Source organism: Pseudomonas sp. 14P5.3.2, from assembly GCF_057799175.1.
In genome coordinates this window covers 16,377-33,577 of the sequence record NZ_JBYOKU010000019.1, presented here as the reverse complement: position 1 = coordinate 33,577, position 17,201 = coordinate 16,377, and the positions used below count along the sequence as shown (strand labels likewise).

Sequence of the window (17,201 nt, the reverse complement as noted above, 5' to 3'; positions counted from 1 at the left end):
GCGCGGGATGCAGTCCCTCGCCGGGCTGTTCCGCCGCCGCGCATCGTTATATTCTGGCATCAACCTACGAAGGGATTTCGCCGTGCGCTGGCTCAGGATTGCCATAAGCTTCACCGTCACGCTGCTGACCTTGCTCTGCATGCTTCCGGCTCAGGCCGCGCAAGGCAGTGGCTGGTCGGTATTGCTTGACGATCAGGGCAATCTGCAACTGAGCGACATCCGCTCGGCTCGCTACACCAATCAATTCAGCCCTATCGAACTTGATCGCCTCACGGCGGCCGAGCCCGATGGCGCACTGTGGCTGCGCTTCAAACTGGCGCCGGGCAAGCACGAGCAAGTGCTGCGAATCTTCGCCCCCGACCTGTCCAACCTCAGCCTTTACGTGCTGGACGGCGACAAGCTGATCGAGCAACGCACCTCCGGCACCCATCAGCCACAGGTCGAACGGCCACTGCCGAGCAGCGATTTCCTGCTGCCGCTGCCGCAAAGCGACAAGTCCCTCGACGTCTATCTGCGGATGGTTTCCGACCATCAGCTACGCCCGCACATTGCCCTGCAATCGGCGGTGCTGAGTGCCGCCAACCAGAACCAGACGCTGATCTTCGGTCTGCTGTTCGGCTGCCTCGGCATGTTGCTGCTGCACAACCTCGTGCGCTACGCCTACTCCCGCTCGCGCAGCAGCCTGTGGCTGGCGGTCTGCGAAGGCCTGCTGGGCCTGAGTCTGTTGCTGTTGCTCAACCTCGCCGGCCCGTGGCTGCCGAACTGGCACGCGATCCAGACCCCCGGCGCGTATCTGGCCCTGCTGCTGACCGCCCCGGCCGGGCTGATGTTCGCCCTGCGCTTCTTCGCCCCGCTCGGCCCGCACCCGCTGAACAAACTGTTGCTGGGCGACATTCTGTTCATCGTGATCTGCAGCCTGCTGCTGTTGTTCGTCAACACCCTGCCGCTGAACATCATCACTTACGCGCTGGTGGCCCTGGCCGGTCTGAGCATGTTGCTGGTCGGCTTCTATCACTGGCAGAAGGGCTACCGTCCGGCGCGGCTGTTCGTTGCCGGGATGGTGGTGTTCAACATCGGCACGCTGATCATTCTGCCGGCGTTGCTGGGGTTGACCCTGGTGTCGCCGCAAGGCCTGATCATGACCCTGATGGCGTTTATCTGCATCAGTGGCCTGCTGATGAGCATCGCCTTGGGTGAACGTCAGCGCAGCATCACCGAAAGCCGTTTCAGCATCAGCCGCGACCTCGCCGCCAGCAACGCCGAGATCAACGCCAAGGCCGAATTCCTCGCCAAGATCAGCCACGAAATCCGCACCCCGATGAACGGCGTGCTGGGCATGACCGAGCTGTTGCTGGGCACGCCGCTGTCGGTCAAGCAACGCGACTACGTGCAAACCATCCACAGCGCCGGCAACGAACTGCTGACGTTGATCAACGAGATTCTCGACATCTCCAAACTCGAGTCCGGGCAGATCGAGCTGGACGATGTGCAGTTCGACCTCAACGCGCTGATCGACGATTGCCTGAGCATCTACCGGGCCAAGGCCGAACAGCAGAACGTCGAGCTGATCAGTTTCATCCAGCCGCAGGTGCCGCGGGTGATCAGCGGCGATCCGACCCGCTTGCGCCAGACGTTGCTGAGCCTGCTGGAAAACGCCCTGAAGAAAACCGACGAAGGCGAAGTGCTGATCGTCGTTGCCCTCGACGAGCGCAGCGTCAAACCGCGCCTGCGCATCGCCGTGCAGGACAGCGGCCAGCCGATGGAGCCGGAAGAGCGCGAGGCGCTGCTGCATGCCGAACTGCACAGCAAGCATTTCCTCTCCGCCAACCGTCTGGGCGGCAACCTCGGGCTGGTGATCGCGCGACAGCTGATTCGCCTGATGCACGGCGAGTTCGGCATCAAGAGCGGCGCCAATCAGGGCAGCACGCTGTGGCTGACTCTGCCGCTGGACCCGGATCGCCTCGAACACCCGACCTCCGACCTCGACGGTCCGCTGCAAGGTGCGCGGGTACTGGTGGTGGACGACAACGACACCTGCCGCAAGGTGCTGGTGCAGCAATGCAGCGCCTGGGGCCTGAACGTCAGCGCCGTGCCGTCGGGCAAGGAAGCGCTGGCGCTGCTGCGCACCAAGGCGCACCTGCGTGACTACTTCGATGTGGTGCTGCTGGACCAGAACATGCCCGGCATGACCGGCATGCAACTGGCGGCCAAGATCAAGGAAGACCCGAGCCTCAATCACGACATTCTGTTGATCATGCTCACCGGCATCAGCAATGCGCCGAGCAAGATCATCGCGCGCAACTCGGGGATCAAGCGCATCCTCGCCAAACCGGTGGCCGGCTACACGCTCAAGACCACGCTGGCCGACGAATTGAATCAGCGCAACAAGGGTCAGGTGGTGTTCCAGCCACAAGTGGTTACCCCCGCCACAGCGGCCAAGGTGCCGAGCGATTTCCGCATTCTGGTCGCCGAAGACAACACCATTTCCACCAAAGTGATTCGCGGCATGCTCGGCAAGCTCAACCTGCAACCGGACACTGCCAGCAACGGCGAAGAAGCCCTGCAAGCGATGAAGGCCCAGCGTTACGACCTGGTGTTGATGGACTGCGAAATGCCGATCCTCGATGGCTTCTCGGCAACCCAGCAACTGCGTGCGTGGGAAGTCAGCAATCAGCGCATCCGCACGCCAATCGTCGCGCTGACCGCGCACATCCTCGCCGAACACAAGGAACGCGCGCGTCAGGCCGGGATGGACGGGCACATGGCCAAACCGGTGGAGCTGTCGCAACTGCGCGAGCTGATCGAACATTGGGTCGCCCAGCGCGATCAGCAGAACCGCACGGCCTCGACCTTCTGAGCAGGCCTGCCCGGTTGCGCCTCAATCGGCTGCGCAAAGCTGTCTGACTGCCCCTTCATCGGGCAACGTCAACCGCACAACGTTGTCCTTCAACCTGTCCCTGATTTTCAGGGCAACGGCGGCGCGGGCCGGAGCATAGAGGGTCTCAGACAAGTAGGCACCGGCGTAACGCATGCACACGTCGCCGCGCACATCCTCGGCCTGAAACAGCTCGGCCAGGGGGTTGCCGCCAAGCACCCGATCAGTCGCAAGCTCAAGATAGACACTGGTCAAGGAGGTCGGCGTGTTCGCGACGACCACCAGCAGGCGCACAGCCGTGGCGGACGCAAGCCCATCTTCGGACTCGGACGCCAGGATGCTCTTCTGGATGTGCCTGCGCAGCAAACCCATGGCCGGCTCGGTGCCGGACAGGCCTGCCAGACGTCGCAGCGCTACAGATGCAGCGCCACTGTTATCCACAGCGTCGCTGAACATCGCGGTGAGGACCCAATCACCAAGCGACTCGACGTTATCCTTTCCGATGGACCATTGTCGTCGAGCTCTGGAGTGGCGCAGCCAATAGTTATCCAGCAACTGCACATACGCGCCATACCAGTCGATCTCCGCCGCCTTTTCGATTTTTTTATTGGCCGCCAATTGCGCCAGCAACAGGCACTCGATCAAATCGTCATAGTGCGCCAGCTCCTCCGTTACCGGAACCAGCACAACGGCGCCGCCAACAATCAATACTGAATATTCGTCATTCATATCATTGCTCCCGATAACAAAAAAGGCAGCCGAAACCGGCTGCCTTTTTTTGATCAATCAAATTTCAACATCGACAATCTTTTCACTGTGAACGATGAGTTTATTTTTAATAGTTTCACGAACCGAGTCCGCTTTTAATGTGTTTTTGACAAATACCGTTTCGCCTCGATACAGGTTTACATTACGCACGTCGACATCGACAAACAGCACTTTGGTAGAGGTATTCCTGCGCTGGAAACGCACGGTGCCGAGGGCCATGATCGATTCGCCATCGACTTCAACACATGCACCAGCGGAGATTCCGCCAACACCGTGTTGCAGCAGATTGCGCTCATAAGCCGTCAGTGCGGCAGTATCACGCTTCTGCAAGGCAGAGATCGCATCTCCCGCCACCTTGAGCATCAATGCACTGGCCGGGCCTGGCAGCGCAGCGCCGGCAACCACGGAACCGAGGATTTCCAGTACCAGTTTGTCCATACGCACGCTGGTGCCCTCGACATCCAGGTTGCTGTAATACTTTCTGACAGGTGTCCAGCCTGCCTGGGTCATCACCTCGCGAAAGCGCAGATACCACTCTTTACCCTGCTCTTCGGCCGGGTACTGTTTGTTTGCTGCGAGCGTCGCGAAGAGGAAAGCGTTTGCCGCATCACGTTGGTTTTGGAGACTCATCTTGCCCACAAAGCCCATCGTGCCCTCACCTACAACAGCCCCCTTGGACGGTGCTTCTACGTCGTCCCCTATACCCATCAGGGCGTGAGGACGAATAACCAACTGGTCGTCGATCTCACACTCTTCAATCGCTTTAACACAAGAAGCAATATAACTTTCGCGAACAGCTTGATTATGCACAATAAAATCCTTATTAATTATCAGACAAGTTCCTCTTGAACTTGCGACCAAACAATAACCAAACAAACATACAACCACAAACCCTAATCTGTAACATCATATCCAAACAACAAAAACAACTAACAAACAACAACGACACAACGTTCAAAATAAAATTCGGAAAGATGAACTGCCGTGCGCAGCATCTTCTGCGCACACAAGCAACTAAGCGACTGATAGACTCGCTGCCACCCCTCTCCGGATGCGAGCCGCCCTCATGCTCCACGTGTTATTCAGCGTTTACCTGAAGATGCTGGTGCTCTACAGCCCGTTCTTCGTGTTGTCCTGCTTCATCAGCCTGACCCGTGGCTACTCGCGCAAGGAACAGCGGCGCCTAGCCTGGAAAGTGGCGATTGCCACGCTGGTCTCCAGCGTCCTGCTGTATCTGTTCGGACGGGTGATTTTCGACGTGTTCGGGATCACTGCGGACGCGTTCCGCATCGGTGCCGGCAGCGTGCTGTTCATCTCGGCGCTGGGCATGGCCCAGGGCAAACCGGTGGTGCAAAGTGACAACGTGCAGCAGGACGTGACGATCGTCCCGCTGACCATTCCGTTGACGGTCGGCCCCGGCACCATCGGCGCCCTGCTGGTGATGGGCGTCAGCCAGCCGCACTGGGACGACAAACTGACCGCGATCATGAGTATTACCCTGGCCAGCTTCACCGTCGGGGTAGTGCTGTACCTGTCCAATCACATCGAACGCATCCTCGGCGATCAAGGCTTGCAGATCGTCAGCCGTCTGATGGGACTGTTCGTCTGCGCGCTGGCGGCGCAGATCATCTTCACCGGGGTAAAGGGTTACCTGGTTCCCTGAAGATCGGTAAAAAGGCCTGCGCAGTGAGCTGCGCAGGCCTTTTCAGTTACAGCGGTGCGTCACGCCGGCACGGCGTCGAGCAATCGTTCCAGCGTGACACTGCCGTCGGCGTCTGCGCGGTCACGCAGCCACTGCACCAGGCTCGACACCGGATAGGAGCGACCGCCCTCGAATCCGAGGAACACCTCGCCACGCATCGCCGGATCACTCGAACACACATCACGCAGGATCAGGCTGTGCTGGCGGTCCGGGTCGACGATGAGCAAATGCTCCCCGACCTGCGACAGTTGCAGTTGCTGCGGCGCATCCAGCTGCCAGATCAACTTGCCGGGAATCGCCGGCACCTCGCCCAGACGGTGGCGGCAATCGACGATCACCGAATCCAGACGCAACCAGCAGGCCTTCGACAGGTGAAAGGTCACATCACCCTGCCCCAAGCGCAGAACCAGGCAGCGCACGTCATCGGCAATCAGCGGCAACAGGTCCTCGACCTTGTTCTGCGCCTCGACCACCAGGACCTCGGCGTCACGCTGCACATACTCGAAAGGGCCGATACTCTGGTGGCCGGGGTAGACAACCACCCGCTGCGCCTGGCGCTCGTGCAACAACACATGGCGGTGGCGAGTGCCGAGCAATTCGCAATCCTGTGGCAGATTCTGGTCCGCCACGCGGATCAACCGCGCATTCGCCACGTCGTACCATTGCAGGCTGCCGGAGCCGGATTCCACGGCGATGAACGGCTCATGTTCGGCGGTCTCGAGCAAGGCCTGCAGTGCAGCCAGCCATTGTTCGCCGTGCTCGCGGACCCAGCGCTGTTCGACGCCAATGATTCGCTCCGCTTCCTCAGACCGCAACAGGAGTGACACGCCGTTGACCGTAGTCCCGCGCAGCCCGCCGCCATCACCGGTCACACGGCTGAATCGCCAGTCGTCCCACTCGGCCTGCGGCGCCGGCAGCAGGTCGGCCAACAACAGTTGTGCGCCGCTGCCGAAGGCCTGCTCAAGCAGCAGATGGTCAAAGAACGCCTGCCTGCAGATCGCGCCGCTGGCAACGTCGAACAGCCACGCTGCCTGATTGTCCGGGGTGATACCGAGCAGGCGCATCTCGCGCTCGTGGCCCGGATCGCACAACAGCAAGCGGTTATCCACAGCCCAGGCACACAAGTTGCGCTCACCGCCGGCATTGCGCACACCGAGAATGGCAAAACTGTTGATCGGATACTGCGTCGCCAGCGCTTGCAGTGCCTGCCACCACTGCGCCCGATCCTTGAGCCAACGCTCAGTAGTGCCCCCAAGCAACGCTTCACCCTGGGCGCTCAGGTTGAAAAACAGCCCGTCGTCGGTCAGCGCCAGGTACCCACCCTCAACCGCCACTACGTCCTTGAGCCCGGCGGGCTGCACCCACTGATGCGTCCACTGCGCCGGCCAGCGTTCGCTGCCGGCGGACGTGGTCCGTTGCACCCGGCATAACTTCTGCGCCAGCCGGTCGTAAATGCAAAACAGATCGTGTTCATCGCTGAGCGGCAGGAGCACCAGGTCGCCGAGCTGCCTGATCGAATCGGCCCAGCCCCGGGTGTGCGGATACGGGGCATAGGGATGAATGCACAAGCGGTCACGACTGCGGATCCACACCAGGTCACGCTTGTGCGCATCGAACAGCCAGCAGACGGACACGAAGTCCGCCGGTTGCCAGTCGACCGTGGTGACCCCGGCACGCTCGGGCACCGGCGATAGCACCCCATACTCGCCAAACACCACCGACCACTGCGCGAGGATCGGCTGGGCAAACACCTGGCGACCCAGCTCCCGGTCCAGCTCGTGGAGCACCGCCACCAGTTGCAACCGACCGTCATGGATCAGGTAATTGAACTGCGTGACTTTCCCGTCAGCGCCGACCCATTGCTGCTCGACATGGATCACGCCTTGGGCATCGGCATCAATGCGTCGCACGTGGCATTCACCGGCCAGCACCAGCAGGCGGTAACGGTATTTGAGCAATCCGCTGACTGCATCGACCTGCCAGATGTCGTAGTTCTGCGCTTCGTAGAAATAGGCAAAATCATTCACCACCACCGCCAGCAACGCTTCATCCGCGGCCAGCACCTCTGCGCTGCGGATGTACAGAAAACGATTCTCTGCAGCGTCGTACCAGGCCGTGGTGTAGCGCGGCTGGTCCTCGGGCTCAAACGGAATCGGGAAATGCTGAACCGGCGTGTAGGGCAACCCCAGCCGATGCTCCCGGGCCAGCCCCTGGTAATGCAGAAGCAGCGATTGCTCGTTCTCACCGGAAGGCGCGCTCTGCTCGAGAATATCCAGTCGCCCGCCAGCGCGATTGACCTTGAACCGTTGGCGCCCTGTCAGCTGAAGCATGACCTCGTGGCGCCCCCTGCCGGTGAACATCACCTTGACGCCGCCGACAGAAAGCCCCCCACCGACTTCGACCTGCACATCCGCCTCGGTCGCCCAGGTTGCCACCAGGCTCCACTGGCACAGCTGCAGGCTGGGCGCCTGTAACTCGATACTGACGCCGCGATTGAGGATCAGCGAGCACGCAGCGCCCGCCCCTTCAATCCGGTAAGTCAGGTGATCGTGCCAGGCTGTCGGGATCATCGGCACTGCCAGCGCACGCTCGCGGGCGTCCAGTTGCACCTCGATCACCGTTGGCCGATACGACGGTGCCAGGCGATTCACGATGTAGTGCGTGGGAAAGGAGTAGAACGAAAAGAGGAATTTCCACTGGCCGTCCTTATCCTTTTTTTCCAGCCTGCGAGCGGTATCGAAGCCCGTGTCGTGGCGCAGACTGGAGAACGGCAAGGCCTTGTATTCGTAGCCGTAGAACGTGATCGGCGTACACGGCAGGACGACCAGTTGCCCACTCGGCAGCTCGATATTGAGGTGACCGGGAAGCCCCAGTTCGCGGCGCAAATCGAGCGCCTGTTGCTCATCCGGATTGAAATCCGGCACCCCGAAATGGTCGCGCAACCGATACACCTTCGGGCTGCCGAGCCGCAGGCTGGCGCGGCTGAAATCGAGACGTTGCACGACCAGCGCAGGGTGCACGAGCCAGCCCCCCTGCGCAGCATCATGGCGATAGCCGACACCGCGATAGGCCCGCTCCAGATCGTCGAAAAACAGCCCGACGTCCTGCGCCTGTTGCGCAATTCTGGCAAAGCCCTGGGCCAGGGCCGCGACGCCCACGGCCAGTCCACCGAGGATCACCCCGGCGCCGCCGAGCACGGCAGCGGCCGTCGCCGCACCCGCAGTGGCCGCACCCAGACCACCAGCGGTCAATGCCAGACTGGCGGAGTCGAACGCCAGTTGCGTGCCAAACTGCGCCCGCTCGAGCTCGTTGTCCGCCGCCGTCAATTGATAGATGTCGAAGCCGACATTCGCCAGCCCCAGCACCGCTCCCACCCCTTCGTTGGCGACATGCCCCAGCGCCTCGCCAACCACCGGTGCGCAGGTGCGGGCGATGACCCTCTCTTCCTTGAGCGCGGTTCTGACCAGAGCGATCAGACCCGCGACATCCGCGACATTGCCGTGCGCCAGCTGCGCGTAATTGACGTACGCGTGCAGCCGCACGGCAGTGGTCAATGTGCGGCCGTCGCCCTCGCGACCGCGCAAGGCGTTCATCAATGCCTGGATCGTGAACCCACTATTGAGGGTGTGCACGGCGCCGGCCTCGATCAACTCCGGCGCGGGCCGGGTGCCAAGGGTCGCGAACTGCTCGGACAGATAACGCCTGATCCGCAGCAGACGATGATCGGTGCTGACCACCTGCACCACCTGCTCGCTCTGCACCGGGTCGATCAGGTTGATCCGGTATTTGCCATCCGCAGTTATCTCAAGGGTTTCGAACAGCGGCACCAGCGGTTTTGCCAAGCTGTGCAGCGCCTGCAAGGCGTCGGTCGTGTGGGCGATCTGCTGTCCCCACCAATGACTGTCCAGATCGCGCAGACTGCGCCCCAGAGGCGGATTGCTGACCAGCGACTGGCCGCGCGCACTGTTCAGGCGCTGGCGAATCCGTCCACCTGAATGCTCCGGCAGCACACTGTCGGACGCCAGCAATTGCCCGACGCGAAAGCCGGCGGTCAGCTGCAGAGCCGAGATTTTTTGCCCGTGCAACTCGATCAGATCAAACGTCGGGCGCGCCTCGTCACCATAGGCCGCATAGTATTTCGCCAGGCCTTGCTTCAGAAACAGGTCGGTCAGCGCCCTCCGGAACAAGGCCGGATCACTGAACTCGAACACGCCGAAGTTGGGATCGTAGAAGTGATAAGTGATGCGTTCGCCGTCGAAGGTTTTCGCCAGCAGCATGGCGTGATTGTCCGAGTTGAGCATCAGCGTGCGCGAGCTGCCGTAGGCTTCAAGGGTGCTGCCGAGCTGCTGCAGATCGACACGCCCCAGGGGCTGGCCGATGTCGTGCAATTGCACGCTTTGCAACTCCTCAAGCGCCTCCAGGAACACCTTCGAATCGCTCTGGTGCGGCTCGACAGTCGCCAGGAAAAAGCGCTCGCGCAAGCGCCGCGATGCGGCAACACCGTGCTCCAGCGCAGCACTCATGATCAGCGCAAGCGGGTAACAGCGGCCACCGGGATCACCCGGGCCCTTGAGCAACAGATCCTGAGGCACCAGCTTGATGTCGCTGGCCTCGATTTGCCCCAGCACCTGCCCCAATCGCAGGATCACCTGCTCACGATGCTCGCGAGTGGCCACTTCCTGGATATGTCCGACATGCCGCCCCCACTGCAACAGCGTGTGAGCCTGCGACAGCGCCGCGCGCTTCAGCGTCAGCGCGCTGTCCGACGACAGCATCGGCTGATCGACATGACTGGCCAGACCGGCCATGAACGCCGTCGCCCGCTGTTGATAAAGATGACGCTCGATGGCCGCGTAGCGCACCGACGCCCCCACTTCGGCAACACGGTTGGCCAGGTTGTCGAGTTCGGCAGCGACCGCCATGAAGCTTTGATTGTCCAGTGAGCGCGCGCCCAACAGTTGCCCCAACAGCACCCGCTGCAAGACACTGACCTGGAAAAACTGCAGCGAGCCTTCGGCGATACTGCTCAGCAATTCATCCAGCGCCAGCCCCTGAACCCGCTCGTCGCTCAGCGCCACCGGCGCTTGCAGCATTGCAGACTGCGCCTTGATGGCCTGGCGGTCGGCGAAATCGAGCCCCGGGCCCGCAGGAAAATCCAGCGCGCCGTTATGGCCTCGGCGCATTGCGGCCACGAACGGTTCACCGAGCCTGTCGATCATCCGTTGCAGAACATCCGTCAACAACACCGGTCGGCCTTCGATAACCGGCCATCCCTCTTCAAACAGCACGCTCTGCTGTTTCAGCAGGGCCGCCACATCACCGTTGTAGCGCGCGCTGTATTGCCCTTGCCGCCAGCGTTGCTGCTCGTCGACAACCCATTGTTCATCGTCGTTGGCGTTGTCTTTCCAGGAGTGATCCTGTTCTTCCTCGGTCTTGTCGTTGATTATCCAGAGCGGCTCGATGGCCGCCTCCAGGCGCAGGGTTTCCGCTTCTCGCGGGACAAAGTGCTGCCGTTCGTAATCGGCCATGCCATCGCGCATCGCCGCCGGTCCGGTCAGATAAATCGTCCCCTCGCTCTGCGGGCGGATGCCGTCACTGAAGTAGCCCGCGATGGCCAGCATCAGAAAGCTGGCCGCCACGTCCTCAGTCATCGACAGTTCGGCCAGAGGGCCAAAGGCCTGCTCGAGCACTTCGCGCGCCAGCCCGGTCATGCCGTCAAAATCGCTCAAGGCGACGCCGCGCTTGGCAGCAAGGCGGGCCGTTTCGTCGATCGACTCATAGTTGAACCGAAACCGCTGGATCACACTGTTGAGCATCGGCGCTTGCGCATGGGCCGTCAGGAATGAGTTGCTCAACGTGTTCTGTACGGCAACGGCTCGCAAGGCCTGTGGCCGCGCCAGCAGCTGCGCCGGGGCCTGGAACACTTCGTTCAGCGCGGGCTGTTGCCGGGCAAAGGCCTCAAGCGCGGGGCGATGCTCGGCGGGTATGCGGTCCAGGTAGTCGGTGTAGGTGTTACGCCGGGTCTGCCGTCCAGGCATCCAGTGCGGGTTGTGATCAAGCAACAGTTGCAGGACGCCCAGACGCGTATCGCCGCCGAACCCACTGATGTCGACGCCCCCCAGGCGCCGGGCCAGCGGCGGCAGATTGTCGACATCGGCATAGGCGCCGCCCTCGTTATACAAGGCCTCGACCCGCACCACATCAGAAGCGGCGGCCAGATTGCCGCGCAACCGGGTCTCGCGCTCGTAGATCGTCTGCAATTGCAGTGGCGTGTCGAGGTCATGCAGGTCGCGCAACTGCAGATCGCCGCCCGCGAGATCCAGCAGACTGCGACGGTTTTGTTCGATCCGCGTCTCCAGATCTGCGGCGTCCTGGCCGTAGGCCCGGGCCAACAGGTCGACCCGCGCTTCATCCGCTGACAGCCCCTGCTCCAGCGCGGCCTGGATGTGCATGAACATCTGTTGCTTGAGAACGATCACGCGTTCTTCGTACAACGTGCCCAGAGCCGCTGCGGAAATGCTGTGATTGCCACCCTGTTGCATGGCGTCAGCCTTGGCGGCCTCAACGATCAATCTGTCGGTTTGCCAGGCCAGCAACGCGTCACTGTCGTACCACAGATGCAGGCGATAGCCCTGCCCGCTCAAGACCTGTTTCCATACGTTGAGATAATCCCGTTGTATCGGGCCCAGCCCCCCGCCGAGCCAGACAAAGTGCAGATTTTTCGGTACCTCAGTGGCCACGCTCCTGGCATAGGACTGGCTGTTTTGCAGGCGGGTTTCGAAGGCCTCGATGCGGCTGTAGATCCGCGATAAGTCTTGGGGCCGTGCTGGCGCGTCGTCGGCATCGCGGCGCACGCGCGACAGGCCAAGCAACTGCCCCAGCGATTGTTTGAGCAATGCCAGGGGTTCGATCAATCGAGGCGAATCGAGCAGACCAATGCATGCAAAGTAATAACGCCAGACTGACTGCCAGGCGTCACTGTCGCGGTGCGCCAACAGGGCCTGTTCCAGATCCGCCTGTTTGAACAGGTTGATGAAATTCACATAACCACTGGCGTCTTGAAGTCTCTGATCCTGCATGAAAGTTTCTCCTTTGCCCTGAGCCGACATGAGTGCCTGCTGGCACTTTCCATGGTCGCCAAACTATCCACTGGCGAATCAGGGCTCAAACTGCAAAACATTCAATACATGTCAAAACAGACAACTAAAAAACAACTGGCAACACCTGTAACAGCAACAAGTTATTGCTGGTAACCCCGTTATGAATCAACGCAACTTACCAAGCCCCGTCATTACCTCGGTTTGAACTTTGGTACAGGTCTTAGAGGATTCAGGATAAGTCGGACAGAATGTAAGCAACAGGAAAGCTCTCACGCAGACGCGGAGCAAATCGTACAAGTCAGGTTGAAAAGTCAGACGCGGAGCATTTCGCAGAATCCACGCGGGACAGCGGCTATGGCGAGGGAGCACGCTCCCTCGCCAGCACTCACGACTGCGGCTTTTCGCCGTACCAACGCGGCGTGTAGACCCACTCGCCACCGTCCGCTTTGGCAAAGGTGCAAGTGGTCGAGGAACCGATCAGCACCATGGTGCGCATGTCCACCTGATCGGGGGTCAGTTGCCCCAGCGTGGTCACGCGCAGGGTTTGCCCCGGCCGGCCAATGTCGCGCCCCAACACCACTGGCGTCGCCGCGCTGCGATGCTGCGCGACGATTTCCAGGGCCCGGCCCAGTTGCCACGGACGCGCCCGGGAGATCGGGTTGTAGAAGGCCAGGGCCAGATCGGCTGCGGACGCCAGATCCAGACGCTTCTCGATGATCGACCACGGCTTGAGGTTGTCCGACAGCGACATCACGCAGAAGTCATGCCCCAGCGGCGCACCCGCTTGCGCAGCCGTGGCGAGCGAGGCGGACACACCCGGCAGGATTTCCAGTTCGACGCTGTGCCAGGCCGGATCGCTCGACTCGTGCAACGCTTCAAGCACCGCCGCGGCCATGGCAAATACGCCGGGGTCGCCGGACGAGACCACAATCACCGAACGGCCCTCGGCCGCCAGCCGGAACGCATGGCGGGCGCGCTGCATTTCCTCGCGATTGTCGGTGCAATGCTGCACCTGGTCGTCGCGAAACGGGCCGGCCATGCGCACGTAGGTTTCGTAGCCGAGCACATCGGTGGCCCGCGCCAGTTCCGCCTTGACCGCAGGCACCATCAATTCGGCAGCGCCGGGGCCGAGGCCGATCACCGCCAGGCGCCCACGCTGACGACCGATCTGCGCGACGTCCAGCGGCTGCTCGGCGAGGGCAATTGCCAGACCGTTGGCACTGCTGATCGTGGCCTGTGGCAGTGCCTGACGGGCGAGCTCGCCGAGGTCTTTTTGCGCGGCGACAAAGCGCAGCGGCACACCCAGTTCGAGGGCCGCTTCACGCAGTCTGGCCGAGGCCATTTCAGTGTCAGCCGCCAGCAGACAGGCCAGCGACTGCTGCGCAACCCTGGCCTGCTGCAACGCTGCACGCACGGCATTCGGCAGATCGTCTAGCTGCGCGCTCACGGCCACCGCCACGCTGCGCGGATAGATCAGCAACTCGTTGGCGCTGGCGACACGCTCGGCACTGCCGACATGAATCGAGCGCTGCGCCTGCGGGTCTTGCGGCAGCTGCGCCTGATCCAGCCACGGCGCCGCACCTTCGATACGCACGCTGTGCCCGGCCAGCAGATCGGAAACGAAACGCTTGCCCAGCTCCAGATCCGCCAGCGCATACCCGCTGGGTGGGTTGAGCAGGCAGGTGCCAAAACGCAATTCGCCACTGGTGGTGATCGCCGCTGCGACCTGCAATGCGGCGCCGATTTCCCGGGCCATGACATTCACCCCGCCGAGGCCGCCGAGCAGCGGCACCACGGCGCTGCCATCTTCGGCAACGGCGAGTACTGCCGGTTCAGCGCCCTTCTCCAGCAGCAACGGTGCCAGGGTGCGAATGACAATGCCGGCAGCGCACAAGGCAATGATCGGCGTGTCCTGCTGGTACAACTCACGCAGGGTCGCACCGAATTCCTGATAGCTGCAGTCGGCGCCGTCGACGCGCCCGGCGAGGCCGTGGATCTGCGCCGTCGGATACAACTGCTGGATCCGTCGCGCGGTGGCGAGTGCGCCCTGTCCAAGGATGACAATGGCCGGTGTGGATGGCGTCATCAACCTTGCCACCGTTCGCCCGGGACGATGATCAGCGAGAAGTACGGCGAGGACATCGGCTCGACCTGATCCAGCGGCACGATCTTCTGATTGGCCATGGTCGCGCGTTCGACGTACAGCGCCCGCTCGGCCAGACCGAGTTCTTCGAGTACCGCACGAACTTTGGGAAAGTTGCGCCCCAGCTTCATGATCACCGCCGCATCGGCGTCGGCCAGACGTCGCTTCAGATCCTCATGCGGCAACACGCCGGAGAGCACCGACAGGCTCTGGTTGCGATACACCAGCGGCGCGCCGAGCACCGAGGCGCCGCCGAGCATCGAGCACACGCCCGGCACCACTTCGGCGTCGTAGCGCGTGGACAACCGATCATGCAGATACATGTAGGAACCGTAGAAGAACGGGTCGCCTTCACAGATCACCGCGACGTCACGCCCGGCGTCCAGATGCGCCGCGACTTCTTCGGCGGCGTCATCGTAGAAGTCGCTGATGACTTGTTCATAAGACAGCGGCGCCGGCAGCACTTCGGTGGTCACCGGGTACACCAGCGGCAGCAGATTCTGCGCGTCCTGCAGGTGCGCTTCGATGATGCCGAACGCATTGCCCTTCTTGCCCTTGGCGACGAAGTACGCCACCACCGGCGATTCGCGCAGCAGGCGCAGGGCTTTGACGGTAATCAGTTCCGGATCACCGGGGCCCACACCGAGGCCGATCAGACGTCCTTTGGCCTGCATCATTCGATCTCCGTGGCGAGGGCGTTCACCGCTGCGGCGGCCATGGCGCTGCCGCCGAGTCGGCCCTGCATGATCACGAACGGTACGCCACGACTGTCCGCTGCCAGCGCCGCTTTCGATTCGGCGGCGCCGACGAAGCCCACCGGGAAGCCGAGGATCAGTGCCGGTTTCGGTGCGCCGGCATCGAGCATTTCCAGCAGATAGAACAGTGCGGTCGGCGCGTTGCCGATCACCACCACGCTGCCTTCCAGGTGCGGACGCCACAGCTCCAGCGCGGCCGCCGAACGGGTGTTGCCCAACTCGCGGGCCAGCTCCGGCACGCTGTCGTCGCGCAGGGTGCAGATCACTTGGTTGTTCGCCGGCAAACGCGCACGGGTCACGCCTTCGGACACCATCCGCGCATCACAGAGAATCGGCGCACCCGCCGCCAGCGCATCGCGTCCGGCCTTGCCGGCGCCCTCGGAGAACTGCAGACCATCGACCGCCTCGACCATGCCGCAGGCGTGGATCACCCGCACCGCGAGTTTTTCCAGATCGGCCGGGATGCGCGCCAGATTGGCCTCGCTGCGAATGATCGCGAAGGAGTTGCGATAGATCTCCTGACCGTCGCGGATGTAATCAAGCATCAAGGGGGCTCCGTGAGCGGGCGTCGAGCAGGATCGCGGCCGCTTCAATAGTAAGGTTGCGTGCGTGCAGCGTGCCGAAACCCGGCAGCGTTGCATCGCGAAAATAGAGGTCATAGTGACCGGGGCTGACCGCCAGCAAAGTTGCCGGTGTGCGATGGGCCGCAGCGCAAGAGCGCGGGCAACCGGACAGGTGCACGCTCTGCGCTTGTGGCAATAGCGTCGCCAGCCGCCGGGCGTCGTGTTTGGTATCGGCCAGGCCTTTGCCGCAGCCGCTGGAGCCGGTGCAGGCGATCAGCCGGGACAACGGCTCGCCAGCATCCGTCAGCCAGTGCAATTGCCTCAGGTGTTGCAGGACTTGCGCAGCGTCGGTGGACTTCACGTTCGGCAACAGCAGACTTTGCCAGGGGGTGAAACGCAGGCTGCCATCACCGAACTCGCGGGCCAGTCGGGCCGCACCACGCAGCATGTCTGGATCGAGACGACCGAGCGCCGGCACCGCACCGACATACACCCGGTCGTCAGCGTTTTGCGCGTGCACACCGATGTGCAGCGCATCCGCCAGCGGCGTGCGCTGTCGGGCAATGGCGGCTTTGATCGCCACGCGTTCGCGTAACTGTTCGAGAAAGGCCAGCATCGGCCATTCATCGAGCAAATGGCGCATGCGCGTCTGCTCCGGCCGAGCCAGTTCAAGGAACAATTCCAGCACCGCGACCACCAGCGCATGGCCGTTTTCCACGGTCACGGCGCCGACCGCACGATCCGTCGGGCAGCCAGCCAGACCGAACGCCAGGAGCATTTCACCGTCACGTTCGAACGCCGACAGCCACAGATCATGCGGATGTTCGAGCATCGCCAATGCCTCTCCGCCGTCCAGTTGCACGGCAAACTTGGCGCTCAACTCGTGAAAACGTGGGTGCGTTTGCAGGGTCGCCAGAATCTGCTCCGCCAGTGGCCGAGTGTCGAATTGCAGTTGCCGATCAATGCCGGCACTCGGGCTGAGCATCAGGTTGCGCACATCGTCGCCCGCAGCGGTTTGCGGCCCCAGGCCGGCGGTCAGCAAGCTGTCGATCAACGCTGCGGACTGCTCGCCAATGCCGCGAATCTGCAGATTGGCGCGGTTGGTCGCTTCGATCGCGCCACTGGCGAAACGCTCGGCGGCATCGGCCACCGCGTCAGCCTGATCGGCAGTGATCGAGCCGCCATTGAGTTTGATCCGGCAGATGCCGCCGTCCAGCGCCTGGACAATACGCAGCAACCCCGGGCAAGCCGAGGGGCGTAAAGCGGTGGACATAGGGCGTTCGTTCAAGGGATGA

9 protein-coding genes are annotated in these 17,201 nt (G+C 62.3%); 2 read left to right on the top strand and 7 right to left on the bottom strand.

What is annotated here, in order from left to right; genetic code table 11:
* Positions 1 to 82 precede the first annotated feature (82 nt).
* Positions 83 to 2,857, top strand: a complete 2,775-nt coding sequence (locus tag AC27VU_RS16775; RefSeq protein ID WP_045122274.1) for a hybrid sensor histidine kinase/response regulator — start codon at positions 83 to 85, stop codon at positions 2,855 to 2,857.
* Positions 2,858 to 2,878: 21 nt separating this feature from the next.
* On the opposite strand, the gene AC27VU_RS16770 is transcribed toward AC27VU_RS16775, so the two are convergent.
* Positions 2,879 to 3,604: a hypothetical protein gene (locus AC27VU_RS16770; protein ID WP_488724484.1), complete on the bottom strand. Its 726-nt coding sequence runs from the start codon at positions 3,602 to 3,604 to the stop codon at positions 2,879 to 2,881.
* Positions 3,605 to 3,661: 57 nt separating this feature from the next.
* Positions 3,662 to 4,453, bottom strand: a complete 792-nt coding sequence (locus AC27VU_RS16765; RefSeq protein ID WP_488724483.1) for a hypothetical protein — start codon at positions 4,451 to 4,453, stop codon at positions 3,662 to 3,664.
* 256 nt (positions 4,454 to 4,709) lie between these two features.
* Between AC27VU_RS16765 and AC27VU_RS16760 the strand changes: the two genes are divergently transcribed.
* On the top strand, positions 4,710 to 5,306 hold the full coding sequence (locus AC27VU_RS16760; RefSeq protein WP_488724482.1) for a MarC family protein: 597 nt from the start codon (positions 4,710 to 4,712) through the stop codon (positions 5,304 to 5,306).
* Between the two features lie 59 nt (positions 5,307 to 5,365).
* Here the strand turns inward: AC27VU_RS16760 and AC27VU_RS16755 are convergent, their stop codons facing one another.
* The 5 genes from AC27VU_RS16755 to cobG all read right to left on the bottom strand — a co-directional run bounded on the left by AC27VU_RS16755 (position 5,366) and on the right by cobG (position 17,179).
* Entirely contained in the window at positions 5,366 to 12,424 is a 7,059-nt protein-coding gene (locus AC27VU_RS16755) for a TcdA/TcdB pore-forming domain-containing protein (protein WP_488724481.1), read from the bottom strand.
* 406 nt (positions 12,425 to 12,830) lie between these two features.
* Positions 12,831 to 14,531: a precorrin-3B C(17)-methyltransferase gene (gene cobJ / locus AC27VU_RS16750; RefSeq protein WP_488724480.1), complete on the bottom strand. Its 1,701-nt coding sequence runs from the start codon at positions 14,529 to 14,531 to the stop codon at positions 12,831 to 12,833.
* Positions 14,531 to 15,265 carry a precorrin-2 C(20)-methyltransferase gene (locus AC27VU_RS16745; RefSeq protein ID WP_408980417.1) on the bottom strand — a complete coding sequence of 245 codons (735 nt, stop codon included), beginning with the start codon at positions 15,263 to 15,265 and terminating at the stop codon, positions 14,531 to 14,533. Before AC27VU_RS16745 ends, cobJ begins: the two co-directional genes overlap by 1 nt.
* A complete protein-coding gene (locus AC27VU_RS16740) occupies positions 15,262 to 15,888 on the bottom strand; it encodes a precorrin-8X methylmutase (RefSeq protein ID WP_103520958.1) in 627 nt (208 codons plus the stop codon). The genes AC27VU_RS16745 and AC27VU_RS16740 overlap by 4 nt, the downstream gene beginning before the upstream one ends.
* Complete coding sequence (cobG, locus tag AC27VU_RS16735; RefSeq protein ID WP_488724479.1) at positions 15,881 to 17,179, bottom strand: precorrin-3B synthase; 1,299 nt, start codon at positions 17,177 to 17,179, stop codon at positions 15,881 to 15,883. The genes AC27VU_RS16740 and cobG overlap by 8 nt, the downstream gene beginning before the upstream one ends.
* Between the last annotated feature and the right edge of the window lie 22 nt (positions 17,180 to 17,201).

Coding starts and splice junctions, on each gene's coding strand:
- AC27VU_RS16770 (WP_488724484.1), bottom strand. CDS start 3,604: ATGAATGACGAATATTCAGTATTGATTGTTGGCGGCGCCGTTGTGCTG.
- AC27VU_RS16745 (WP_408980417.1), bottom strand. CDS start 15,265: ATGATGCAGGCCAAAGGACGTCTGATCGGCCTCGGTGTGGGCCCCGGT.
- cobJ (WP_488724480.1), bottom strand. CDS start 14,531: ATGACGCCATCCACACCGGCCATTGTCATCCTTGGACAGGGCGCACTC.
- AC27VU_RS16740 (WP_103520958.1), bottom strand. CDS start 15,888: ATGCTTGATTACATCCGCGACGGTCAGGAGATCTATCGCAACTCCTTC.
- AC27VU_RS16755 (WP_488724481.1), bottom strand. CDS start 12,424: ATGCAGGATCAGAGACTTCAAGACGCCAGTGGTTATGTGAATTTCATC.
- AC27VU_RS16760 (WP_488724482.1), top strand. CDS start 4,710: ATGCTCCACGTGTTATTCAGCGTTTACCTGAAGATGCTGGTGCTCTAC.
- cobG (WP_488724479.1), bottom strand. CDS start 17,179: ATGTCCACCGCTTTACGCCCCTCGGCTTGCCCGGGGTTGCTGCGTATT.